The following is a 22,361-nucleotide window of genomic DNA, read 5'->3' as shown; positions in this document are numbered from 1 at the left end:
CTCGGGTTCATGAGTCGCGACGACGTACTGGTCAGCACCCGCTGGGCCGCCTCGCGCCTGGCCGACGACTCGGTGGTCTTCCTCGAGGTCGACGAGGACGTGACGGCTTACCACACCGACGGGCACATCCCCGGGGCCGTCGCGCTGAACTGGCGCACCGAGCTGCAGCAGGAGTACACCCGCGACCTCGTCGACCGCGAGCGGTTCGGTGAGCTCATGTCGGGACGGGGCATCACCCGCGAGCACACCGTGGTCGTCTACGGCGGCAACCACAACTGGTTCGCCGCGTACGCGTACTGGTACCTCCGGCTGTACGGGCACCCCGACGTGCGACTGCTGGACGGTGGCCGTATGCGCTGGGAACGGGACGGCCTGCCCCTGGAGACGGAGCTGCCGCAGCGCCAGGTGACCGAGTACGACGCCGAGCCCCAGGACCTGTCGATCCGGGCGTTCCGCGACGACGTCCTCGCGGGCCTCGGCAGAGACGCGCTCGTGGACGTCCGATCGGTCGACGAGTTCACCGGCCGTCTCGCCGCCCCGGCCGGCCTGCCCCAGGAGGGTGGACGCCAGCGCGGGCACATCCCGGGCGCCGTGAGCATCCCGTGGAACCGGGCGGTCACCCGCGACGGCACGTTCCGCTCGGACGCCGAGTTGCGGGAGATCTACGCCGACCTCCTCGGCTCCCCCGACCGCCGTGTCGTCGCCTACTGCCGGATCGGCGAGAGGTCCAGCCACACCTGGTTCGTCCTCCACGAACTCCTCGATCAACCGAATGTCGTCAACTACGACGGCAGCTGGGTGGAGTACGGCTCGCTCATCGGGGTCCCGGTCGAGAGGTGAGCCGCGTGTTCACCCCGTCGGCCGTCGGAACTGACTAATCTCGAACCCATGTCTCTGCTGTCGCGTGCGCTCGGCATGGCCGGGCGGGCCTCCGTGGTCGCCGTCGGCGCCTCGGTCGCCTCCGCCGTCATCGTGGGAATCGATCAACGCCGTGGGGCGACCCCGGCCGTGCCCGATCATCCCGGCCCCTACTCCCCGGAGGAGCGTGAGGCCGCCGTCCGGATGTACCTCACGGCTCTCACGGTCCCGGCCGCCGCATTCCGCGTGCCGTTCGCGAAGGACTGTGTCCGGCGCGAGAACGGACTGAAGACCGGGTTCGGGGCGGACCAGCTCCGGTGGGATCTGCACCTGCACCTCCAGTACTCGGTGATCCGCGAGGTGCGCGACATCGTCATCACGGTCGACCCCCCGGGACGTGAGGGTGTCGTCCACGCGGACTTCACGCTCGCCACCGTGCTGGGTGCCCGCGCGAGGGTCAGCGAGGACTTCGTCGTACCTCCCGAGGACTGCCTCATCCACTCGATCGAGGCCCGCATCTCACTGGGCTGAGTGGCTCGGGGTTAGGATTGAGCCATGGTGCTCTTCTTCGAGATTCTCCTCGTCCTCTGCACGCTGGCCATCCTGTGGGCCACCTGCTACATCGTGTACCGCACGGTCACCGACGAGTCGTGACGGAAAGCGGCCAGCCGAACGCCGGTGACCCCACGCCGCCCACCCCCGAGGGGGACCGCGGCGAGGCGGTAGTGCGCGGATCCGGGAACGCGGCCGTCGACGCCGCGGCGGAGCGGTCGGCGGAGACCGCCCGACGCAATATCCCCGCGTTCTCCGAACTCCCGGTTCCCGAGGACACGGCCAACCTGCGCTTCGGCCCCGACCTGCATCCCGGCCTGCTCGCCCTGCTTCCCCTCGTGGGCGTGTGGGAGGGCGAGGGCGAGGCGGACACCGAGGACCGCGGCCAGCACCGGTTCGGCCAACAGGTCGTCGTGGCCCACGACGGCGAGAACTACCTGAGCTGGACATCGCGCGCCTGGACCTTCGACTCCGGCGGCACCGTGGACGACGCGGCCTACCGAGAGGCGGGGTTCTGGCGGATCTCCGAGGACGATCAACTCGAGTTCCTCGTCGCGCACGCCTCCGGCGTCATCGAGATGTACTACGGAGCGCCGATCACCCAGTCCGCCTGGGAGATGGCCACCGACGTGGTCCTGTCCTCCCCCACCGGACCCAGACGGGGCGGCGCCAAGCGCATCTACGGGATCGTCGAGGACGGCGACCTCGGCTGGGTCGAGGAGCGCGTCCACCCGGAGAAGGGACTCGTGCCCCACATGTCCGCGCGCCTGCGCCGGGTCGCCGGCTGACGCGGCCCCCTGCCCGGTCCGCTGCGCCGACCCGGGAACCACCGCCTTACCGACAGGGCGGTGGTTCCCTGGTCGGTGTGGCGGATTTTCTCGTTCCGGGGGGTCGAGCTCGTTCCGGGGGGTCGGATCCGTCAGGTTCGGCCGACTGCGCGGTCGACCATGCCCGCGACGTCGATCCCCGGGGCTGCGGTCGGCAGTGTGACGTCATCGATCCTGCGGACCCTCGCGCACAGGGTCACCGAGGACAGCAGCCACACGGCGTCCGCTGCCAGCAGATCGGTGAGCAGTAGTCGCTCGCGGCGCACCGGCACCCCCTCACGCTCGGCGATCTCGGTCATGGCAGCCAGGGTGGTGCCCTCGAGGATCCCGACCTCCGCCGGGGGGCTCAGCAGCTCGCCACCCCGGGCGATCACCACGGTGGACCGGGGCCCCTCCAACACCTCGCCGTCGGAGGACAGGTAGACGACGTCGTCGAACCCCGCAGCCGCGGCGTGCCGCAGTGCCGCCATATTGCTCGCGTACGACAGGGTCTTGGATCCGAGCAACAACCACGGGGCGGACCCGGCGACGTCCGCCGCGTACCCCCGACCGAGGGCCGTCACCGCGATGCCCTCGGCCCGCGACCGGAGCGCTACGCCGCTGACGGGTGCCACCGTGATGTAGGCGGTCTCCTGCCCGCCGCGCTCGGGCCCACGTGACAACACCAGCCGGAGCATCGCCTCGGAGTCCGGCCCCCACCGGCTCGCCGCCAGGTCGATCGCCGCCAGCCACTGCTCCGGGGACGGGCCGGTCAGCCCCAACGCGCCCGCCGACCTCGCGAGTCGCGCGAGGTGTCGCTCCGGTTTGGCGGGGCGGCCGCCCACCAGCAGGAGCGTCTCGAAGCAACCGTCGCCGCGGACGGCGGCCAGGTCGTCGGCCAACAACAGCGGTTGATCGGACGGGTGGACCCGGGGTCGCGGCCCCTCGGGCCCGCCCGCGACGAGCACGACCACCCGTGCGTCATCGGGTCGATCGGCTCCCGTTCCCAGTCCTGTGCCCATGCCGCCCAACACTACGGCGGGATACGTAGACTCGCGTCCGTGACCGACCCAGTTGTGCCCGAGCGGACCGACAGCGGCTACCGCAGCCCGATCCTGAACCGCCCCGGAGCAGTAGACGAGGCCGACACCTCCCCCGACGTCGGGGTGCCGTTCCACTACGGCGACCCCTTCGGCGAGCAGCGCGCTGCCGACTCCGGCTTCGTGGTCGTCGACCGCTCGCACCGGGATGTCCTGACCATCGGTGGCGGGGAGCGGCTGACCTGGCTCGAGGGCTTCGTCTCCCAGCACGTGTCCGAGATCCCGGACGGCGGCGGCGCGGAGACACTGATCCTGGACGCGAACGGGCGGGTGGAACACCACGCGGTCCTGGCCGATGTGGCGGGCACGCTCGTCGTGGACACCGAACCCGGCCGCGGTGCGGCCCTGCTGCAGTTCCTCACCAAGATGGTGTTCTGGGCCGACGCCACCCCGGAGACGGCCGAACTCGCGGTCATCACCCTCACCGGCGCCACCCTGCCCGCCTCCCTCGCGGCCCCGGACGGCACCGAGGTGGCCCTGCCCGCCGGGGACTACGCCAGCGCCGCGCTGCCGGGGGGCGGCGTGGCCCGGCGGATGCCCTGGCCCCTGGCCGGGTCGATCGATCTGGTGGTCCCCCGTTCCGGACTGACCGCGTGGTTCGACGCGGCGGTCGCGGCGGGTGCACGCCCGGCGGGGTCGTGGGCGTTCGAGGCGATGCGTGCGGCCGGGACGACCCCGCTGCGTGGTCGCCTCGGGGTGGACACGGACGAGAAGACCATCCCCCACGAGGTGCCCACCTGGATCGGCGCGGTCGCCCAGCTCGGCGCCGTGCACCTGGACAAGGGCTGCTACCGGGGCCAGGAGACGGTGTCCCGCGTCCACAACCTCGGACGGTCGCCCCGGGTACTCGTGCGACTCCAGCTGGACGGCTCCGGCAGCGACGAACTACCCGTGCCCGGAACCGAGGTCAGCTCCGGTGGACGGACCGTCGGACGCGTCGGAACGGTGGTCCAGCACCACGAGGACGGCCCGGTGGCGCTCGCCCTGCTCAAGCGGTCGGTCCCCCTCGACGCCGCTCTCGAGATCGACGGGGTCCTCGCCGCCGTCGATCCGGACAGCGTCCCGCAGGAGACCGGGACGCAGGCCGGGCGAGAGGCCGTCCGCCGGCTCCGCGGTCAGGTCTGACGCACCCCCGCAGGGGCGGGATCACCCCCGCGGGTCACTACCGGAGGCGACTCCCCGACACCCGGGCGGACATTCCGCGCCGGGCACGCTATCCTGTGGACAGGCAGATACTCACACTTGCAATGGGCACCCCCGAGGTGGCCCAGCACCGTTTCCGAGGGGGTCAGGTCAATGGGCCGAGGCCGCGCGAAGGCGAAGCAGACCAAGGTCGCTCGCGAACTGAAGTACAACACTCCGCAGACGGACCTAGAACGTCTCCAGCAGGAGTTGTCGGGTGGAGGGTCGCCCACGCGACTCAGCACCGACGAGGACGACGACCCCTACGGGTCGTGGTCCGACGGCGACACCAGGTACTGACGCACCCCCCGCTCCGGTAGGAGCCACGAGGGCCGGGCATCCCCGAGAGGGTGCCCGGCCCTCGTACGTCATACGGGCGTGGGACACAGCAAGAGACAGCGACCCGGCCGGAACTGCCCCGGCCGGGTCGCTGTCGTCTGCGCGCTGCGCGCGTCTAGAACCGGGCGTGTGACCCCTCGAGCGTCACCCGCGGGGCGTCGACGTCCTCGCTGGCCTTCTCCACGCGACCGATCACCCAGTTCTCGACGTGGCGGGCGGTGAGGACCGCCTGGGCGCGGTCCACGTCCTCCTCGGGCAGGACGGCGACCATCCCGACACCCATGTTGAACGTGCGCTCCATCTCGGCCTGCTCGACGCGGCCGTGGTGGGCGATGGTGTTGAAGACCGCGGGGACGGACCACCGGCCCCGGTCGAGCCGGGCGACCAGGCCCCGGGGCATCACCCGGGCGAGGTTCTCGGCGAGCCCGCCACCGGTGACGTGACTGAAGACCCGGACGTCGGTCTCCGCGATGAGGCTGAGGCAGTCGAGCGCGTAGATGCGCGTCGGCTCGAGCAACTCCTCACCCAGGGTCCGTCCGAACTCCTCGACGTGTCCTTCGAGCGGGAGTCGGGCGAGCTCCAGGAGCACGTGGCGGGCCAGGGAGTAGCCGTTGGAGTGCAGCCCCGACGAGGCCATACCGATGATCACGTCGCCGGGACGGACGTTCTCGGCCTGGAGGATCTCGTCGGCCTCGACGATCCCCACGCCGGTGGCGGAGATGTCGTACTCCCCCGGAGCCATGAGCCCCGGGTGCTCAGCGGTCTCCCCGCCCAGCAGCGCACATCCGGCCTGGACGCAGCCTTCGGCGATCCCCTCGACGATGTCCGCGACATGCTCGGGGACGACCTTGCCGATGGCGATGTAGTCCTGGAGGAACAGCGGCTCGGCACCGCACACCACGAGGTCGTCGACGACCATCGCGACGAGGTCGATACCGACCGTGTTGTGGACGTCCATCGCCTGCGCGACGGCGATCTTGGTGCCGACGCCGTCCGTGGACGAGGCGAGCAGCGGCTGCCGGTAGGTGTTCTTCAGCGAGAACAGGCCGGCGAAACCACCGAGGCCCCCCATCACCTCCGGCCGGGTCGCCCGCTTGGCGTGGGGGGCGAACAGCTCCACCGCGCGCTCGCCGGCGTCGATGTCGACGCCGGCGGCGGCGTACGAGGCGCCGGTCGGGTGGTGTGAGTTGTCGGTCATGTGGTGTCTCCTCGTCGGTGCCCCTGGTCGGGCGCCTGTTCAGGGTCGGCGGACAGGGTCCCCGCTGTCACTGCGGACCGGGAAGCGATCGGCCTCGAGGCCGTCGACCTCGGCAGCCAGCGCGCGGACGGCCGCGCTCATGGGTGAGTCGTCGGGCAGCTCGATGGGATAGTGACCGTCGAAGCAGGCCGCGCACAGTTCGTCGGGCCGTTGGCCACTGGCCTCGATCATCCCCTCGACGGAGACGTAACCGAGGCTGTCTGCGCCGATGGCACGGCGGACCCCCTCGAGCATCCCGTCGGAGGCGTCGACGCCGTTGGCGATGAGTTCGGCGGGACTGGCGAAGTCGATCCCGTAGAAGCAGGGCCAGCGCACCGGCGGAGAGGCGATCCGGACGTGCACCTCGCGGGCTCCGGCCTCGTACAACATGCGGACCAGGGCCCGCTGGGTGTTCCCGCGCACGATCGAGTCGTCCACCACCACGAGCCGCTGCCCGCGGATAACCTCGCGCAACGGATTGAGTTTGAGGCGGATGCCCAGTTGACGGATGGTCTGGCTGGGCTGGATGAACGTGCGGCCCACGTAGGCGTTCTTCGTCAGCCCCTGGGCGAACGGGATCCCGGACTCCTGGGCGTAGCCGACCGCGGCCGGGGTGCCGGACTCGGGGACCGGGATCACCAGGTCGCCCTCGGCGGGGTGTTCGCGGGCCAGGCGGCGCCCGATCTCGACCCGCGCCGAATTGACCAGGCGCTGGTTGATCACCGAATCGGGACGGGCGAGGTAGACGTACTCGAACACGCACGTCTTGGGAGTCGGGGGCGAGAGCTTGCGGGACCGCACGCCGTCGGCGTCGATCGCGATGAGTTCGCCGGGCTCGATGTCGCGGACAAACGAGGCCCCGACGATGTCCAGGGCGGACGTCTCGGACGACACGACCCAGCCACGCTCGAGACGTCCGAGCGCCAGCGGGCGCACGCCGTGCGGGTCGCGGGCCGCGTAGAGCGTGTTCTCGTCGGAGAAGGTGAGGCAGTAGGCCCCGCGCAGGCGGGGCAGCAGACGGGCCGCGGCCTCCTCCAGTCCCCCGTCACGCGCCTCGTGGGCGAGGAGGGTCGAGACGATGTCGGAGTCCGAGTGGGTGCTCTCCTCCGAATACCCACCGATCCCCAGGTCCGTCGCGTGCCGCTTGAGCTCCTGCGTGTTGACCAGGTTGCCGTTGTGCCCGAGCACCAGGGAACCGCCGTCGGTCGTGGGCCTGAACATCGGCTGGGCGTTGTCCCAGCTCGCCGCGCCCGTGGTCGAGTAGCGGCAGTGCCCGATCGCCACGTGACCGTGCATCGATTCGAGCGTCTGCTCGTCGAAGACCTGGCTGACCAGGCCGAGGTCCTTGTAGACCAGGACCTGCTCGCCGTCCGCGACGGCGATACCGGCGGCCTCCTGACCGCGGTGCTGCAGCGCGTACAGGCCGTAGTAGGTGAGCTTGGCGACGTCCTCGCCGGGGGCCCACACGCCGAAGACTCCGCACTCCTCGACCGGGCCGATGCGCTCGGCGTCGACGGGCAGGCCCGCGGGCCCGGGAACGGACGGGTCCGGCAGCCCCAGCCCCACGGCGGACCCGCCACCGGTACGGCGGAGTGATCCGGACGGTGCCGGTCGTGACGACGTGCTCTCCACCTGCTGGTGCTCCCTCGCGGCTTTCGGGGCGGTCCGCCCGGACGGACCCCGGCGGTGCGCCTGCAAGTCTACGGTCACCGACCCCCGTGACCCCAAAGGCCGGTGCGCGGACCCCTCCATCGGGCGGGACCCCACACCGTTCCTCCCGCCGGGAGACACCCCCGCGCCGTTCACGCGGGTCGGATGACCGGCAACCCTGCGGCGACCGCCGCCGCGCGGGTGCCCGAGGCCCGCACCCGGCCCTCTCTCACCGCGGCGTCCCAGCCGATCCGGCCCGTCGCCAGCTCCAGCCAGGTGCGGGGGTCCGTCTCGACAACGTTGGGTGGGCTGCCCCGGGTGTGCCGCGGCCCCTCCACACACTGCGCCGCGGCGAACGGCGGAACACGGACCTCGACGGAACGCCCCGGCAGCTCGGCCGCGAGGACCTCCACGGTGCCGCGGACCGCCGCCGCCAGCGCCGACCGACCGGGTTCGGCAGCCGTCTCGTCGTCGTCGAGCCACGGCGTCACCGCCTCGACGGCCGCGCGCACCGCCGCGGCGTCGGGGACGCGGCTCACGTCGGGTCCCCCGAGCCGGCGGGGATCGACGCCGCAGCGTGTGTGGCCGCACGCGCCGGCGCCACGGCGTCCGGGGCCCCGCCGGCCGGCAGTTCCCGCACCCCGGTGCGCGCACCACGCCGACGGTCACGCCGGTCCTGGGCGGTGCGCCGACTCCACGTCCGCGAGGCCATGCTCGTGAGCAGCAGCATGATGAGGACGTTGACGGCCAGGACGGGATACCCGCCGAGGAACGTGTCCTGCTCGGCATCGGTGGTCAACCGCCCGTACTCGGTGGAGAGCGTGCTCACCCACGTCAGCGCCAGGAGCCACACGCGCGGTCTGGCGTATCCGCGGTAGGTGAGCAGTGCCAGCACGCCCATCGCGCCGTAGGTCGCGCCGATGAACAGCGCGAGGGCGATGATGGCGGGCACCAGCTCGGACTGCTGCAGCCCGGCGAACTCCTCCAGGTCCGCCCCGCCCACCAGATCGCGCAGTGCCAGCACGGTCAGAACGAGGACGCTGAGCCCGACGAGGGCGCACCCCGCGGTGAGCGCCGCCGGTCGCGGCAGGTGCCCGGGGTCGGGTGCGACGTCGTCGGCCGGCCGGTCCGGATCCCCCGAGGCCACGCCCCCCTCGGCGTCCGGGTCGTCGAAGCCGCGAGCCGCGCGCACCACGCCGGGCGGTAGGTCGGCCGCCGACGCCTCGGGGACCGGCACGCACCGCAGGTCCACCACGGGCAGGTCTCCATCGGTACGGATCGCGTCGCCGCCGCCGTTGCGGGAGTGGTAACCGGTCGAGAAGTTCTCCAGCACCCGGACCCCCACAGCCGGCATGTGGTACTGGATGGAGTCCACGATGTAGTCGCGCTCGACGTCGATGTCCGCGTCGATCTTGTGGGTCACCTGGAGGGTGAACAGCGACAGGCCCACCGCGCGGTCGTAGGTGCCGGCGCCGAGCCACTGGACACGGTGCCCGCCGGGCAGGAGCCAGCCGTCCGGACAGCGCCAGAAGCGCACGTGGTGGCGCTGGGCCGCGTTGCCCTCCACCTCCTGCTGGTAGGCGAGGCACTGCCGCCGACCGAAGAGCTTCAGCGGGCTGACCGGGGCCGACGGGTAGGACCGGCGCAGCACCGAGGAGACGATGATGCCCCAGGATGAGCGCACCGTGATGTCGTCGGCCAGCACCCAGCCGCAGGCGGTCATGGCCTCGTGGATCTGACGGGCGGTGCCGTCGACGGCCAGGTTGACCGGGTCCCCCAACAGCCCGTCGGAGGTGCGGGTGCGCGCGATGAAGTACCCGGGGACGTACACCGCCGTGATGAGCGTCTGCAGGCGCGGCAGGACCAGGTAGGCGACCAGCGCCCAGAACGGGATGAGCAGGAGCAGGTGCCACCAGGTGTGGTGCCAGACGTCGGCCAGCAGTCGCCACCCCAGCCAGCACGCCGACAGTGTCGCGAGCGCGAAGAACACGGTGTCCACCGCGAGGCCGGGCAGGACGGGGCGCACCGTGTCGTCGCGGACCTTGGACGGCGGGCTGACGTAGACGGGCGCCGTGCGCTCGCTGGTGGACATGGTTCGACGATAGCCTCCGGTCCGACCCTCGCGGACCGCGATCACTGCGAGAATGTGCGCGTGCCCACGCCCGATCCCACCCCCGCGAGCAGCCTGCCCGCCCACGAGGACCACCTGCGCGCCCTGGGCCTGCCGCTCATGATCGCCCCCGCCACGCGGCGGCGGGAACTGCTCGCCCGGTCCGCCGGCGTCAGCGCCGGTCTCGCGGTGGCCTGCACCGGGATCTCGGCCGTGGACCGCTCGAACGACCACATGATCGCCCTGCTCGAGCGGCTCGGCCCGGACGCGGACCCCGAGCTGATCGACGTCCCCGCGCCGATCGTCGGGTTGCTCGTGCTCGCGATCGCGCTGTGGGTCGCCGCCCCGCTCGTGGGATGGCTGGTCTCGAAGACCGCCCGTCGCGCGCACCCGGCGGTCGGCTCGGTGCTCGGTCTCGTCGCACTGGCCGCCCTCGTCGTCGTCCCCCACCTCGCCTTCGACCCCCACGACGGCCCCACGCACCGCACCACCGCCCTGCTGGCGGCGGGCGTCCTGGCGGGGACCTACACGGGGCTCGGCTCGTTGGTCCGGTGGTCGGCGCGCCGCGTGCGACGCGAGTTGACCACCATGGGACCGATGGTGGCGCGGGTGCTGCCGATCCTCATGTTGGCCGTGCTGTTCCTGTTCTTCAGCGTGGAGATCTGGCAGATCATGGTGGAGCTGTCCTGGCCGCGGACGTTCGCCGTGCTCGGTGTGATGGTGGGGCTCACCGTGCTCCTGGTGGGCATCTCCACCCGGGACGACATCCTCCACGACCTGCGCGGCCGGGAACCGGAGCAGCTCCTGCGCCGCGCCGAGCGGGTCAACCTCGTGCTGGTGCCGGTGCTGGCCACCCTCATCCAGGCGGCGCTCTTCGCCTCCCTCGTGTTCCTGTTCTTCGTGACCCTCGGGTGGATCGCCATCCCCGAGATCACCGAGACGCGGTGGACGCTGCGTCCCCCGGACGAGCCGGGCGGGCTCCTGTCCGGGTTGCCCGTCAGCGTCACCCTCGTGCGCGTGTCGTTGATGCTGGCGACGTTCTCCGCGCTCAACCTGGCCGCCGCGGCGGCGTCCGATGCCGCGCACAAGGAACGGTTCGTGCGACCGATGCTCGACGAGGTGGTCCGTGGCCTCGCCGCGCGGGAGGCCTATCTGGGGGCACGACGACGAGCACATCCATGAGGCCCGGGGCCCTGGCGGGCCGTCAGGGGGTGCGGTAGTCCCGGGCCCGCAACAGGACGGTCACGACCGCCGCGCCGATCACGACCACAGCGGCCAGCGACAGTGCGTCGGCCCCCATGACGGCGTGCAGCGACGCTCCGGCGACACCACCCAGGACGAGTGCGGACCACAGGGCCACCTGCTGGCGGTACGGGGCCCAGGACCCCCCGGCCAGCGCATCGACCAGGCGGTGGGCCGACTTCACCACCGCGCCCGTCATGTACGTCACGCCGAGCGAGACCTCGCCGCGTGAGTGGAAGACGGAGTTCATGGCACCCATCGACGCGGCCGCCGCGGCGACCGACACCGGGGCCCCCAGCACCGCGGCCGTGGTGACCCGGTGCAGGGCGAGGGACGCCAGCAGCAGGACCGCGACCAGGGACAGGACCGCGGGGCGGTCGTCGAGGTTGCGGCGACGGGTGACCACGGCTCCGCCGACCGCACCGAGGAAGAACGAGACCAGCACGACCGCGGCGATGCCGGCGCCGCCCAGGTCACCGCCCGAGAGGTCGACGACCATGCGGGTGGAGTTCCCGCTCATGAAGGACACGAAGTAGCCGCCCACCACGAGGAACCCCACCGCGTCGACGAACCCGGCGGTGGCGGCGAGCACCACCGCGAGGACCCGTTCACGCTTGCGCAGGTCGCGCATCCGCCCGCCTACCCCCGATCCGGCCGCCTACCGCACCGACTCAGACCGGGTCGACCCCGAACAGCGCCGGGAGCGTCCCCTCGTGGGCGTCGCGGAGCTCGTCGATCGTCAGGGTGAACTGGCCCTGCACCTCGAACGTCCCCGACTCGGGGTCGGTGACACCGACGCGGGTGTGCGGGATGTTCTGCGCGGTGAGCATCTGCTGGAAGCGGATCTCCTCGCCGCGGGGCACGGAGACGATCACGCGCCCGGCGGACTCGGAGAACAACCAGACGAACGGGTCGGCGTCGGACGGCAGCACGACGCGGATGCCGCACTCCCCCGCCAGCGCCGACTCGACGAGGGCCTGGGCGAGCCCGCCCTCGGACAGGTCGTGGGCACCGGTGATGAGACCGTCCTTGGAGCTGGTCGCCATGATGCGGGCCAGCGTGGCCTCCCACTTCAGGTCCACGGTCGGGGGCAGCCCACCGAGATGGTCGTGGGCGACCTGGGCCCAGATGGAGCCGTCGAGCTCGTCGCGGGTCTCGCCGAGCAGGTAGATGCTCTCGCCGGGGGTGTCACCGAAGGCCGTCGGCGTGCGGCGGGCGACGTCGTCGATCACGCCGAGCACGCCCACGACGGGCGTCGGCAGGATCGGGGTGGAACCGGTCTGGTTGTAGAACGAGACGTTGCCGCCGGTGACGGGAATACCGAGCTCGGCACAGCCGTCCGCGAGACCGTGGACGGCCTCGCGGAACTGCCACATCACGCCCGGGTCCTCGGGGGAGCCGAAGTTCAGGCAGTTGGTCACCGCGACCGGGGTGGCGCCGGTGACGGCGACATTGCGGTACGCCTCCGCCAGGGCCAGCCGGGCTCCGGTGTACGGGTCGAGCTTGGTGTAGCGCCCCGACGCGTCGGTCGACAGCGCGATGCCGCGGCCGGACTCCTCGTCGATGCGCAGGACTCCGCCGTCGGCGTTCTCCGCGAGGATCGTGTTGCCGCGGACGTACCGGTCGTACTGCTCGGTGATGAACTTGCGCGAGCACAGGGCCGGGCTGGAGATCATGTCCAGCAGGGTCTGACGCAACTCGTCGCCGGTGGCCGGGCGGGCCAGGTCCGCGGTGGTGTCGGCCTGCAGGGCGTCCTGGTCGGCGGGCCGCTCGAGGGGGCGCTCGTAGACCGGCCCCTCGTCGGCCAGCGACTCCGGCGGGGCGTCCACCACGGTCTCGCCGCGGAACTCGATGGTGAGCCGGTCGCCGTCGGTGACCTCGCCGATGTCGGCGGCCAACACGTCCCAGCGGCGGCACACCTCCATGAAGGCCTCGACGTTCTCCGGCGTCACCACGGCGCACATGCGCTCCTGCGACTCACTGGAGAGGATCTCGGCGGCGGACATGCCCTCCGCGCGCAGCGGGACGTTGTCGAGCACGATGTGCATGCCGCCGTCGCCGGCCGCGGCCAGCTCGGAGGTGGCGCACGCCAGGCCGGCACCGCCGAGGTCCTGGATGCCCACGACCAGCTCGTCGCGGTACAGCTCGAGGCAGCACTCGATGAGGACCTTCTCCATGAACGGGTCGCCCACTTGGACGCTGGGGAGCTTGCGCGGCTTGACCGGCGCGCCGTTCTCGTCCACATCGAAGGTCTCGGACGCCAGCACGGACACGCCACCGATCCCGTCGAGGCCGGTGCGGGCACCGAACAGGATGATCCTGTTGCCCGTGCCGGAGGCGAACGCCAGGTGCAGGTCCTCCACGCGCATGACGCCCGCACCGAGGGCGTTGACCAGCGGGTTGGCGGCGTAGGACTCGTCGAACACCGTCTCACCACCGATGTTGGGCAGGCCCAGGCAGTTGCCGTACCCGCCGACGCCCGCCACGACACCGGGGAGCACACGGTGCGTGTCGTCGGCGTCGGCGGGGCCGAAGCGGAGCTGATCCATCACGGCCACCGGCCGCGCACCCATCGCCATGATGTCGCGGATGATCCCGCCGACACCGGTCGCGGCGCCCTGGTAGGGCTCGATGTACGAGGGGTGATTGTGGGACTCGACCTTGAACGTCACGGCCCAGCCACCGCCGATGTCCACGACGCCGGCGTTCTCACCGATGCCGGCGAGCATGGACGAGCGCATCTCGTCGGTGGTGGTCTCCCCGAAGTATTTCAGGTGCACCTTGGACGACTTGTAGGAGCAGTGCTCCGACCACATGACGGAGTACATCGCCAATTCGGCGTCCGTGGGGCGGCGCCCCAGGATCTCGCGGATGCGGGCGTACTCGTCCTCCTTGAGTCCGAGTTCCGCCCACGGCTGGGCGAGGTCGGGAGTGTCGAAGGCGTGCGAGATGGAGTCCACGTGAGAGGTCACGGGGCCGAGTCTAGTCGGCCCCCACCCGGTGGCGAATCCACGCCCGCGCCGCCACCTCGAGCGGGGTCGTGCGGTGCCCCTCCGGCGCTCCCGTGACGTCTCCCGGGCACTCCCGGGTCAGGTCGACAGGACCTCGAACGTCAGACCGCCGCGCTGGACGCGGTCGAGGAGGGCGTCGCCCATGGCCTGTGCCGTGGTGAGCTGACCCGAGAGCGCGGGCAGCTCGTCGAACGCCAGGCACAGCGCGGACTCGGCGAGCATCATCGAGGTCTCCGTGTACCCCGGGTCGCCTCCCGAGACACGCGTGACGACCCGACGGCCACCGGCCAGCGCGACGAAGGTGACGTCGAACGAGGACCGGGCCCGCCGGGACTCGCTCGGCCCCGCACCCCGGTCGATCCGCTTGAGGATCTGTGAACGCAGGGGGCCGATCTGGGAACCGAGCGCGACCGCGCCGACACCGACCATCCCGGCCGTGGCGGTGACGGGCGAGCCGACCGAGGCGTAGTGCGAGTAGGTGAAGTCCGGGCCGTAGCTGTCGAGGGCTGCGGCGGAGCGCAGGACGACCTGGGGGTCGATGGTCGGCAGCGGCACGAGCCACCGACCCAGCACGCTGTCGCGGTGCGGCTTGCCCTGGACCGACTTGATCCGACGGCCGGCGACCTTGCCCTCCTTCTGCCGCCGGAGCCGGGCGGTCTTGGCCGCGTCCCGCAGGCGCGCGAACTGCCCGATGGCCGAGTGGAAGGTCCCGCCGGAGAACTGGGCGTCCGCGTGCACGGCCCCGTAGACCACCGCGGGCACGCCCTCGGGCACCTGCTTCATGGTGTAGAAAACGCCCAGGTCGTGGGGGATCGAGTCGAATCCACAGGCGTGGACGATCCGTGCGCCGGAGGCCACGGCCGCGTCGTGGTACTCGAGGTACATGCGGTCGACGAACTCGGGCTCACCGGTCAGGTCCACGTAGTCGGTGCCGGCGTCGGCGCAGGCGGCGACCAGCGGCTCGCCGTATTCGAGATACGGGCCGACGGTGGTGATGACGACCCGGGCCGACCGTGCCATCTCGTCCAGCGACCGCGCGTCGTCGGTGTCGGCGACGACGACCCCGGGCGCGGGGACGTCGGGCATCTCGCTCGCCAGTCGCGCGACGATCGCGTCGAGCTTCGTCCGGTTACGGCCGGCGACCGCCCAGGAGCCGCCCACCGGCATGTTCTGCATGAGGTACTCGGCGACGAGGCCCCCGGTGAAGCCGGTCGCACCGTAGAGCACGATGTCGAACGGACGGTCGGCCTTGTCGGAGGCCGAGGCGGGCTGGCTGTGTGCTTCGCTCATTCCACGGTTCTACCGCATCGACGGCGCCCGGCGAGCGACGCAGGGGTCGCGAGAGGATTCGAGTGTCGGAAGTGACGTCTGTCACTGATGTGAAGAAAGTTGAACAAACGACCATCACGGGGTGCAAAATCATCTCGCGCGCGCGACCACCCGGGTCGCCGCACCTCGCCCCGATCATGTCGGAGCGAATTTCTTAAAGGAGACCCCATGGACCTCACCGGTTCGATCGCCGAATTCACCACCCCCCTCAGCGCGGAGTTCTCCGGCAGCCTGCCGGAGACCGGCTCGTCGGCCATCGACACGCTCGTCGGTGCCGCGTTCCTCCTCCCGAACCTGCTCCTGGGCCTCATCGGCAGCTTCGGCGCCGACCTGGGCAGCACGGGCGGCCTCGCCTGATCAGGCGCAACACCGGAGGGCCCGCCGGGAGCAATCCCAGCGGGCCCTTCGCTATGGCGTCGGCGCCGTGCGGCGCCCGAATTCGGACCTAGACCTTCACGACCGTGTCCAGTGCGGACAGGAACAGTCCCAGCCCGTCGTCGGAGGGGCCGGTCAGCGGGTCGATCGCATGCTCGGGGTGCGGCATGAGGCCCACCACGCGCCCGTTGGCGGAGCTGATGCCGGCGATGTTGTTGGTGGACCCGTTGGGGGCGTCGGTCGCGAAGCGGAAGACCACGCGCCCCTCGGCCTCGAGCTGCTCGATGGTCTCGGGCGTGGCCATGTAGCGCCCCTCGCCGGACTTGAGAGGAATGAGGATCTCGGCACCCTGCTCGAACCGGGAGGTCCAGGCGGTGCCGTTATTCTCCACCCGCAGCCACTCGTCACGGCAGATGAAGTGCATGTCGCGGTTGCGCCCCATGGCGCCGGGGAGCAGTCCGGCCTCGCACAGGATCTGGAAGCCGTTGCAGATGCCCAGAACGGGCATGCCACACTTGGCTGCCGAGATGACCTCACCCATGACGGGGGCCATCGAGGCGATCGCGCCGCAGCGAAGGTAGTCGCCGTAGGAGAATCCGCCGGGGACCACCACCGCGTCGACGCCCTTGAGGTCCGCGTCGTCGTGCCACAGCGAGACGGCCTCGCCGCCGGCCCGGGTGATGGCGCGAGAGGCGTCGATGTCGTCGAGAGTGCCGGGGAAGGTGATGACGCCGATCCGTGCGGTCACGAGGCCGCCTCCGCGGTGCCCACGCGGACGACCTTCCAGTCCTCGATCACCGTGTTGGCCAGCAGCGACGAGGCGATCTCCTCGAGTTCGGCGTCCGACACACCGTCGGCGACCTCGAGCTCGAACCGCTTGCCCTGCCGGACGTCGGTGACGCCGCCGTGGCCCAGGCGGCCGAGCGCTCGGTGGATGGCCTGACCCTGCGGATCGAGGATTTCGGCCTTGGGCATGACTTCGACGACGACTCGGGCCACGGTGGGATCTCCTCGATCGGACGGCTACGCGGGACGGCCCCGGACCGGCCGGGACTCACCGCCCGATCCTACCCGCCGCTGATCGCGGGACCGAAAGCTCACGCGGCGCCCACGAGCGCGACCGGGGACCACTCGTACCGGGCGACCTGCGCGCCGCGCTCGCCGGCCACCAGATCGACCGCGTCGAGCAGCGCCGCCCGGGGCGCCCGCCGAGAGAGTTGCGTGGCCGAGATGTTGAGCCGGACGAGCCCACCGGCCTCGGCGGTGCGTCCGGCCGCGGCGACGAGGGCCCGGCACCACCAGCCGTCGGCGACGAAGCCCTCCCCTATCGAGAGCGCCCGACCCCGATGGGTGGTGCCGCGGACCACGTCGTGGACACCGGTCAGTGCGGCGCACACCCGGAAGCCGGCCCCGGGCAGGGCCTTGAGGCATCCGGGTGAGGCGTTCCAGCGGGGCGGCGCGAACACCCGGGTCCGCAGGCCCATCTCGGCCATGAGCCGGTCGGCGGCGGCGAGGCGCACGGCCGCCTCGGCGGGTCCGATGGAGGCGAACTCGGGCCTGCGCGGCTTGGTCGCGGCGTCGTCGTAGCCGCCCAGCACGATCGCGTCGCCCTGCGCGCGGCGGTGCCGCAGCCAGTCCTGGGTGCCCGCGTCCTCGGCGAGCCGGTACTCGTGCCCTCGCCGTGGCGCCACGAGAAGGGAGACGGGCACGGAACGTCGCTCGAGCTCACCGACCAGGTCGACGGCGTCGTCGAGGGTGGTGTCGCGGAGCCCGGAGACCGAGACGATGAGGCGCGGTGTCATGCGGCCATCGTGTCAGGGAGGGGTGACCAGGCGACGACGGCGAGGTGTACGCCACGTTGCCGGGCCCGATATCCCTGCACACGCCCTCAGATCGGAAGTGTCTCCTCGAGCGCTTCCACCAGTTCGGGGGCACCGGGCTCGACCTTGGGACGGAACCGCGCCACGACCTCCCCCTCGGGCGAGAGCAGGAACTTCTCGAAGTTCCACTGAACGTCCCCCGCCTCACCGTCGGAATCGGCGGTCTTGGTCAGCTCGGCGTAGAGCGGGTGGCGGTCGGGGCCGTTCACGTCGACCTTGGCCGCGAGCGGGAAGGTGATCCCGTACTTGCCGGAGGTGAACTCCTTGATGGTGTCCTCGTCCCCGGGCTCCTGGCCCATGAACTGGTTGCACGGGAACCCGAGGACGAAGAGCCCGCGGTCGCGGTAGTCATCCGCCAGCTCCTGCAAGCCCTCGTACTGCGGTGTGAGGCCGCACTCGCTGGCGACGTTGACCACGAGGACCGCGTGACCCGCGTAGTCGGAGAGGCTCGCCTGCTCGCCGTCGATGGTGGTGAAGGAGATGTCGTGGACGCTTCCGCTGCTCATGTGACACAGCCTACTCGGTCCCGGCCATTGACAAATCGTTGGGTTTTCCCAACACTTAGATACATGAGCCCAGTCCGAAGGGGAGAAAAGCTCCCCATCCACAACCGGATCGCCGTGCTGCGGGCAGAACACCGCCTGAGCCGGGCGGCGCTCGCCGAGCAGATCGAGGTCAACCCCCAGACCGTGGGGGCCCTCGAGAGAGGCGATCACTACCCGAGCCTGGATCTGGCCTTCCGGATCTGCGCGGTCTTCGACCTGCCCGTCGAAGCCGTCTTCTCCCGCGAGGAGTTCCAGCCGATGTCCGCCGAGATCTACCGCCGCACCCGAGAGGACCGATCATGACCAGCTACCGCGTCGACACCCTCACCCGATCCGAGCAGCGCTTCGAGAGGATGCAGACCCGGACGGAGGGCAGACTCCCGTCGTGGAGGACCCCGGCACGTCGCCGACTGCTCGTCCGCCTGAACTGGGCGAGCCTTGCGTTCATGGCCACAATCGCGGTGGCGGGCTACTTCTGGTTCCCGATCATCCTGGCCTGGCTCCCCATGACCGTGGTGATCTGCGTCGTCTGGACGATGCTGCGCATCACCATCGACTCCAAGGACACCGCCCCCGCCCGATACCTGGACGAGTTCGAACTGGCGACGCTCCTGGAGGCACGCTCGCGGGCGCTCTCGCTGGTCACCGGCGGACTGTTCGTGATCTCGATGGTGCTGATCTTCGGCTCGAGCTTGGAGATCGGAGACGGACACCGGCTCGCCTACATGATGGGCGGTCTGGGCATCCTCACGTTCCTCGCCGGTGCCGTCATCCCCGCCGCCGCGATGGCGGGCACCATGGCCCCCGAGAGCCCGGACGACGTCGCGGAGCCCACTCCCGACGGGCACTGACGGGCACTGACGGGCACTGACCGGCGTCGCCGAGCACGGCCGTGCGCAATCCACTGCAGCCGCACACGAATTCTTGTGTGCGGCTGCAGTGATTGCGCACGGATGCCGGGATGAGTGGGGCGGCGCGTCCGGCCTAGCCTGCGCCGGCCGTGCGGACCGTCCACGCGTACTCGAAGGCGGTCTGACGCCACCGCTCGTAGCGTCCGGACACTCCCCCGTGCCCCGCGCTCATCTCGCAGCGCAGCAGCACCGGCCGGTCCGTCGAGTTCGCCGACGGGGCCACGGCGCGCAGCTTGGCCACCCACTTGGCGGGCTCCACGTACAGCACCCGGGTGTCGTTGAGAGAGGTCACCGCGAGGATCGCCGGGTAGTCCCTGGCCTCGATGTTCTCGTACGGGGCATAGGAGGCCATGTACTCGTAGACCTCCTCCGAGTGCAGCGGATCGCCCCACTCGTCCCACTCGATCACCGTCAGCGGCAGCTCCGGCATGAGGATCGAGGTGAGCGGGTCGACGAACGGGACCACGGCCTGGATCCCCGCGAACAGCTCGGGGGCGAGGTTGGCCACTGCGCCCATGAGCAGTCCCCCGGCGCTGCCGCCCTCGGCCACCAGACGGTCCGGCGCGGTGAGCCCCGAGTCGATCAGGTGGCGGGCGCAGTCGACGAAGTCGGTGAAGGTGTTGCGCTTGGTGAGCGTCTTGCCGTTCTCGTACCAGAGACGCCCCATCTCGCCGCCCCCGCGGACGTGGGCGACGGCGTACGCCATACCCCGGTCGAGCAGCGAGAGCCTGGCCACCGAGAACGCGGGGTCGATGCTGGTCTCATACGAGCCGTAGCCGTACAGCAGAGTCGGCACCTGCTCACCGGCGTCGACGCGGGCGGCGGTGTCGGTGGACATCACCAGCGAGATCGGTACCCGGGTGCCGTCGATGGCCGTGGCCCAGTCCCGGCGCTGCACGTACCCGCTCGGGTCGTACCCGCCGAGCACCTCCTGCTCGCGCAGCAGCGTTCGCTCGCCGGAAGCCAGGTCGAGCGAGTAGACGCGACCCGGAGTGACGAACGAACCGAAGCCGAACCGCAGGACCGGTGCGTCCCACTCCGGGTTGGACCCGGGCCCGGAGGTGAACAGCTCCTCGTCGAACTCGACTGGTTCGAACCGGGAATACGCCTCCACCCCGGCCGTGGACTCCCGGTCGAGAGGCATCAGCCCGAAGCGCGGCAGCGCCCCCTCCCGGTAGCCCAGCACCAGGACCCGCGCGAAGGCGTCCACGCCCTCCAGCCGGACGTCGTCCCGGTGCGCCACCAGCGTGCGCAGGTCCCCGAAGTCGCCCTCGACCGGACCGACCGGCGCCTCCACGATCTCGGAGTTCGGCGCACCGTCGTTGTGGGTGATGATGAACCGGTCCTCGCCGCCCACCACGGCGTGCTCGACGTCGTACTCGACGCCCTCCTGCCGGGGCCGGACGCACCAGAACTCACCCGCCGGATCGTCGGCGTCCAGGCACCACACCTCCGTGGTGATCTTGGACCCCGCCGCTATCTGCAGGAATTTCTCGCTGCGCGTCTCGCCGACCCCGATCCAGTAGGACTCGTCGGGCTCGTGGAACACCTTCTCGTCGTCGTCCCTCGTCGTGCCCAGTCGGTGACGCCACACCGTGTCCGGCCGCCACGCGTCGTCCACCGTCACGTAGAACACGTACCGACCGTCGCGGGACCACGTGACCCCGGCGGCGATGCCCGAGATCTCCTCGTCCGGAGCCGTGTAGTCCGGGTCCAGCGACCGGAACCGCAGCGTGTAGCGCTCGTCGCCCTCCGTGTCGGTGGCCCAGGCCAGGGCCCGCCCGTCGTGGCTCACCGAGAACGCGCCCAGCGCGAAGAAGTCGTGCCCCTCCGCCTCGGCGTTGCCGTCCAGGAGCAACTGCTCTCCGGGCAGCTCCGCGTCCGGCGAGACCTCCGGCGGGGCCCAACCGGCCGGATCCGAGGGGTCGTCGACGAACTGCTGCGGGACCGGGACCCGGCAGTGCCGCGCGTACGACCGCCCCTCTTCGGTCCGGGAGAAGTACCACCAACCGCCCGCGCGGACGGGGACCGACATGTCGGTCTCCTTCACCCGCGACCGGATCTCCTCGTAGACCTCGTCTTCCAGGGGCTTGAGGTCGGCGGTCATCGCGTCCGTGTAGGCGTTCTCCGCCTCGAGGTACGCGCGCGTCGCCGGGGCGTCCTTGTCACGCAGCCACTCGTAGTCGTCGACGAAAACCCGGCCGTGGTGTTCCCGGCGATGGGGCCGACGCTCGGCCACCGGCGGAGCGGGCGGGGTCGCCGCGGGCTCGGCGGGGTCAACAGCCGGGGTCTGCGAGGTGGAGTCGAAGGCGCTCACGCGGCGTCACCGCCGATCCAGTCGGCGAACCGCCGACCCGAGATGCGCTCGTAGGCCTCGATGTAGCGGGACCGCGTCGCGTCCACCACCTCCTGCGGCAACGCCGGGGGCGGGGTGTCGGCATCCTTGTTCCACCCGGCCTCCGGCCCGGTGAGCCAGTTGCGCACGTACTGCTTGTCGAAGCTCGGCTGCACACGACCCGGGGTGTAATCGTCCGCGGGCCAGTAGCGGGAGGAGTCCGGGGTGAGGACCTCGTCGGCCAGAATGAGTTCCCCGTCCGCCAGGCCGAACTCGAACTTCGTGTCGGCCAGCAGCACGCCCCGGTCGGCCGCGATCTCCGCCGCCCGCGAATAGACGTCCAGGGTCGTCGAACGCAGCCGTTCGGCCAGATCGGCCCCGACGATGCCGACGAGCTGGTCGAACGAGATGTTCTCGTCGTGGTCCCCCACCGCGGCCTTGGTGGCCGGGGTGAAGATCGGCTCGGGCAGTCGGCTGGCCTCCACCAGGCCACCGGGCAACTCGATGCCGCACACGGTCCCGGACTCGCGGTACTCGACGATGCCCGACCCGGTGAGATACCCGCGGGCCACACACTCGGCCTGCACCATGTCCAGCCGACGCACCACCATGGCCCTGCCCAGCACCTCGACGGGGATCCGCTCGTCGTCGAGCGGCCCGGCGAGGTGGTTGGGTACGTCCAACGCGTCGAAGAAGAACGCGCTCATCGCGGTGAGCACGCGACCCTTGTCGGGAATGGGCGTGCCGAGGATGTGGTCGTAGGCGGAGATCCGGTCGGTGGCCACCAGGAGCAGCGTCTCGTCGTCGACCTCGTACAGCTCGCGGACCTTCCCTGAGACGAGGTGGCGGTAGGAAGAGAGATCGGGTCGCATGACGGCCAGAGTAGCCGGAGGCCCACG

Annotated in this window: 23 protein-coding genes; 9 read left to right on the top strand and 14 right to left on the bottom strand. The window is 71.1% G+C overall.

Going from position 1 to position 22,361, the window contains the following annotated elements; genetic code table 11:
- Nucleotides 1-9 precede the first annotated feature (9 nt).
- From AC3DE3_RS12810 to AC3DE3_RS12800, 3 genes are all read left to right on the top strand, one after another.
- Entirely contained in the window at nucleotides 10-840 is an 831-nt protein-coding gene (locus AC3DE3_RS12810; RefSeq protein WP_488370232.1) for a sulfurtransferase, read from the top strand.
- Nucleotides 841-888: 48 nt separating this feature from the next.
- Entirely contained in the window at nucleotides 889-1,389 is a 501-nt protein-coding gene (locus tag AC3DE3_RS12805) for a DUF8021 domain-containing protein (RefSeq protein ID WP_488370231.1), read from the top strand.
- 119 nt (nucleotides 1,390-1,508) lie between these two features.
- Complete coding sequence (locus tag AC3DE3_RS12800; RefSeq protein WP_260487361.1) at nucleotides 1,509-2,198, top strand: heme-binding beta-barrel domain-containing protein; 690 nt, start codon at nucleotides 1,509-1,511, stop codon at nucleotides 2,196-2,198.
- Nucleotides 2,199-2,329: 131 nt separating this feature from the next.
- Here the strand turns inward: AC3DE3_RS12800 and AC3DE3_RS12795 are convergent, their stop codons facing one another.
- Complete coding sequence (locus AC3DE3_RS12795) at nucleotides 2,330-3,238, bottom strand: aminodeoxychorismate lyase (protein ID WP_260487360.1); 909 nt, start codon at nucleotides 3,236-3,238, stop codon at nucleotides 2,330-2,332.
- Between the two features lie 39 nt (nucleotides 3,239-3,277).
- Here AC3DE3_RS12795 and ygfZ point away from each other — a divergent pair, with 39 nt between their 5' ends.
- Together ygfZ and AC3DE3_RS12785 are read left to right on the top strand one after the other, a co-directional pair.
- The gene (gene ygfZ, locus AC3DE3_RS12790) at nucleotides 3,278-4,441 is read left to right on the top strand and encodes a CAF17-like 4Fe-4S cluster assembly/insertion protein YgfZ (protein WP_260487359.1); all 1,164 of its coding nucleotides are present in this window, start codon (nucleotides 3,278-3,280) and stop codon (nucleotides 4,439-4,441) included.
- A 171-nt stretch (nucleotides 4,442-4,612) separates the two neighbouring features.
- On the top strand, nucleotides 4,613-4,798 hold the full coding sequence (locus AC3DE3_RS12785; RefSeq protein WP_067712007.1) for a DUF3073 domain-containing protein: 186 nt from the start codon (nucleotides 4,613-4,615) through the stop codon (nucleotides 4,796-4,798).
- A 154-nt stretch (nucleotides 4,799-4,952) separates the two neighbouring features.
- Here the strand turns inward: AC3DE3_RS12785 and purM are convergent, their stop codons facing one another.
- The 4 genes from purM to AC3DE3_RS12765 form a co-directional block, all read right to left on the bottom strand.
- The gene (gene purM, locus AC3DE3_RS12780) at nucleotides 4,953-6,035 is read right to left on the bottom strand and encodes a phosphoribosylformylglycinamidine cyclo-ligase (protein ID WP_260487358.1); all 1,083 of its coding nucleotides are present in this window, start codon (nucleotides 6,033-6,035) and stop codon (nucleotides 4,953-4,955) included.
- 39 nt (nucleotides 6,036-6,074) lie between these two features.
- The gene (purF, locus tag AC3DE3_RS12775; protein ID WP_260487357.1) at nucleotides 6,075-7,706 is read right to left on the bottom strand and encodes an amidophosphoribosyltransferase; all 1,632 of its coding nucleotides are present in this window, start codon (nucleotides 7,704-7,706) and stop codon (nucleotides 6,075-6,077) included.
- Between the two features lie 170 nt (nucleotides 7,707-7,876).
- Nucleotides 7,877-8,263: a sterol carrier family protein gene (locus tag AC3DE3_RS12770; RefSeq protein ID WP_260487356.1), complete on the bottom strand. Its 387-nt coding sequence runs from the start codon at nucleotides 8,261-8,263 to the stop codon at nucleotides 7,877-7,879.
- On the bottom strand, nucleotides 8,260-9,816 hold the full coding sequence (locus tag AC3DE3_RS12765; RefSeq protein WP_488370230.1) for an LssY C-terminal domain-containing protein: 1,557 nt from the start codon (nucleotides 9,814-9,816) through the stop codon (nucleotides 8,260-8,262). The genes AC3DE3_RS12770 and AC3DE3_RS12765 overlap by 4 nt, the downstream gene beginning before the upstream one ends.
- A gap of 60 nt (nucleotides 9,817-9,876) precedes the next feature.
- Here AC3DE3_RS12765 and AC3DE3_RS12760 point away from each other — a divergent pair, with 60 nt between their 5' ends.
- Complete coding sequence (locus tag AC3DE3_RS12760; RefSeq protein WP_260487354.1) at nucleotides 9,877-11,016, top strand: hypothetical protein; 1,140 nt, start codon at nucleotides 9,877-9,879, stop codon at nucleotides 11,014-11,016.
- Between the two features lie 22 nt (nucleotides 11,017-11,038).
- Here the strand turns inward: AC3DE3_RS12760 and AC3DE3_RS12755 are convergent, their stop codons facing one another.
- The 3 genes from AC3DE3_RS12755 to AC3DE3_RS12745 form a co-directional block, all read right to left on the bottom strand.
- A complete protein-coding gene (locus AC3DE3_RS12755; protein ID WP_488370229.1) occupies nucleotides 11,039-11,707 on the bottom strand; it encodes a YoaK family protein in 669 nt (222 codons plus the stop codon).
- A 40-nt stretch (nucleotides 11,708-11,747) separates the two neighbouring features.
- On the bottom strand, nucleotides 11,748-14,048 hold the full coding sequence (gene purL / locus AC3DE3_RS12750) for a phosphoribosylformylglycinamidine synthase subunit PurL (RefSeq protein ID WP_488370228.1): 2,301 nt from the start codon (nucleotides 14,046-14,048) through the stop codon (nucleotides 11,748-11,750).
- 117 nt (nucleotides 14,049-14,165) lie between these two features.
- Nucleotides 14,166-15,377, bottom strand: coding sequence for a saccharopine dehydrogenase family protein (locus AC3DE3_RS12745; protein ID WP_488370227.1), 1,212 nt, complete (start codon nucleotides 15,375-15,377; stop codon nucleotides 14,166-14,168).
- Between the two features lie 207 nt (nucleotides 15,378-15,584).
- Here AC3DE3_RS12745 and AC3DE3_RS12740 point away from each other — a divergent pair, with 207 nt between their 5' ends.
- A complete protein-coding gene (locus AC3DE3_RS12740) occupies nucleotides 15,585-15,773 on the top strand; it encodes a hypothetical protein (protein ID WP_260487350.1) in 189 nt (62 codons plus the stop codon).
- An 88-nt stretch (nucleotides 15,774-15,861) separates the two neighbouring features.
- Here AC3DE3_RS12740 and purQ read toward each other — a convergent pair whose 3' ends face one another.
- The 4 genes from purQ to AC3DE3_RS12720 form a co-directional block, all read right to left on the bottom strand.
- Nucleotides 15,862-16,539, bottom strand: coding sequence for a phosphoribosylformylglycinamidine synthase subunit PurQ (purQ, locus tag AC3DE3_RS12735; RefSeq protein WP_488370226.1), 678 nt, complete (start codon nucleotides 16,537-16,539; stop codon nucleotides 15,862-15,864).
- Nucleotides 16,536-16,790 carry a phosphoribosylformylglycinamidine synthase subunit PurS gene (purS, locus tag AC3DE3_RS12730; protein WP_488370225.1) on the bottom strand — a complete coding sequence of 85 codons (255 nt, stop codon included), beginning with the start codon at nucleotides 16,788-16,790 and terminating at the stop codon, nucleotides 16,536-16,538. Before purS ends, purQ begins: the two co-directional genes overlap by 4 nt.
- A gap of 98 nt (nucleotides 16,791-16,888) precedes the next feature.
- Nucleotides 16,889-17,593: a DUF2334 domain-containing protein gene (locus AC3DE3_RS12725; protein ID WP_488370224.1), complete on the bottom strand. Its 705-nt coding sequence runs from the start codon at nucleotides 17,591-17,593 to the stop codon at nucleotides 16,889-16,891.
- 86 nt (nucleotides 17,594-17,679) lie between these two features.
- Entirely contained in the window at nucleotides 17,680-18,177 is a 498-nt protein-coding gene (locus tag AC3DE3_RS12720) for a glutathione peroxidase (RefSeq protein ID WP_260487346.1), read from the bottom strand.
- A gap of 63 nt (nucleotides 18,178-18,240) precedes the next feature.
- On the opposite strand from AC3DE3_RS12720, the gene AC3DE3_RS12715 reads away from it, so the two are divergent.
- The gene (locus AC3DE3_RS12715; RefSeq protein ID WP_260487345.1) at nucleotides 18,241-18,519 is read left to right on the top strand and encodes a helix-turn-helix transcriptional regulator; all 279 of its coding nucleotides are present in this window, start codon (nucleotides 18,241-18,243) and stop codon (nucleotides 18,517-18,519) included.
- Nucleotides 18,516-19,067, top strand: coding sequence for a hypothetical protein (locus tag AC3DE3_RS12710; RefSeq protein ID WP_260487344.1), 552 nt, complete (start codon nucleotides 18,516-18,518; stop codon nucleotides 19,065-19,067). Before AC3DE3_RS12715 ends, AC3DE3_RS12710 begins: the two co-directional genes overlap by 4 nt.
- 133 nt (nucleotides 19,068-19,200) lie before the next feature.
- On the opposite strand, the gene AC3DE3_RS12705 is transcribed toward AC3DE3_RS12710, so the two are convergent.
- On the bottom strand, nucleotides 19,201-21,366 hold the full coding sequence (locus tag AC3DE3_RS12705) for a S9 family peptidase (protein WP_488370245.1): 2,166 nt from the start codon (nucleotides 21,364-21,366) through the stop codon (nucleotides 19,201-19,203).
- 74 nt (nucleotides 21,367-21,440) lie between these two features.
- Nucleotides 21,441-22,334, bottom strand: a complete 894-nt coding sequence (locus AC3DE3_RS12700; protein ID WP_488370223.1) for a phosphoribosylaminoimidazolesuccinocarboxamide synthase — start codon at nucleotides 22,332-22,334, stop codon at nucleotides 21,441-21,443.
- Nucleotides 22,335-22,361 lie beyond the last annotated feature (27 nt).

It is taken from the genome of Dietzia sp. IBK-p2-16D (genome assembly GCF_057773085.1).
Note: the sequence above shows the minus strand (reverse complement) of the source record. Positions and strands in the feature narration are given on the sequence as shown.

What these genes read in the sequence shown, in the direction of transcription:
- AC3DE3_RS12700 (WP_488370223.1), bottom strand. Translation starts at nt 22,334, where the DNA reads ATGCGACCCGATCTCTCTTCCTACCGCCACCTCGTCTCAGGGAAGGTC.
- AC3DE3_RS12740 (WP_260487350.1), top strand. Translation starts at nt 15,585, where the DNA reads ATGGACCTCACCGGTTCGATCGCCGAATTCACCACCCCCCTCAGCGCG.
- AC3DE3_RS12795 (WP_260487360.1), bottom strand. Translation starts at nt 3,238, where the DNA reads ATGGGCACAGGACTGGGAACGGGAGCCGATCGACCCGATGACGCACGG.
- AC3DE3_RS12720 (WP_260487346.1), bottom strand. Translation starts at nt 18,177, where the DNA reads ATGAGCAGCGGAAGCGTCCACGACATCTCCTTCACCACCATCGACGGC.
- AC3DE3_RS12725 (WP_488370224.1), bottom strand. Translation starts at nt 17,593, where the DNA reads ATGACACCGCGCCTCATCGTCTCGGTCTCCGGGCTCCGCGACACCACC.
- AC3DE3_RS12755 (WP_488370229.1), bottom strand. Translation starts at nt 11,707, where the DNA reads ATGCGCGACCTGCGCAAGCGTGAACGGGTCCTCGCGGTGGTGCTCGCC.
- purM (WP_260487358.1), bottom strand. Translation starts at nt 6,035, where the DNA reads ATGACCGACAACTCACACCACCCGACCGGCGCCTCGTACGCCGCCGCC.
- AC3DE3_RS12710 (WP_260487344.1), top strand. Translation starts at nt 18,516, where the DNA reads ATGACCAGCTACCGCGTCGACACCCTCACCCGATCCGAGCAGCGCTTC.
- AC3DE3_RS12785 (WP_067712007.1), top strand. Translation starts at nt 4,613, where the DNA reads ATGGGCCGAGGCCGCGCGAAGGCGAAGCAGACCAAGGTCGCTCGCGAA.
- AC3DE3_RS12715 (WP_260487345.1), top strand. Translation starts at nt 18,241, where the DNA reads ATGAGCCCAGTCCGAAGGGGAGAAAAGCTCCCCATCCACAACCGGATC.
- AC3DE3_RS12765 (WP_488370230.1), bottom strand. Translation starts at nt 9,816, where the DNA reads ATGTCCACCAGCGAGCGCACGGCGCCCGTCTACGTCAGCCCGCCGTCC.
- AC3DE3_RS12810 (WP_488370232.1), top strand. Translation starts at nt 10, where the DNA reads ATGAGTCGCGACGACGTACTGGTCAGCACCCGCTGGGCCGCCTCGCGC.
- AC3DE3_RS12805 (WP_488370231.1), top strand. Translation starts at nt 889, where the DNA reads ATGTCTCTGCTGTCGCGTGCGCTCGGCATGGCCGGGCGGGCCTCCGTG.
- AC3DE3_RS12745 (WP_488370227.1), bottom strand. Translation starts at nt 15,377, where the DNA reads ATGAGCGAAGCACACAGCCAGCCCGCCTCGGCCTCCGACAAGGCCGAC.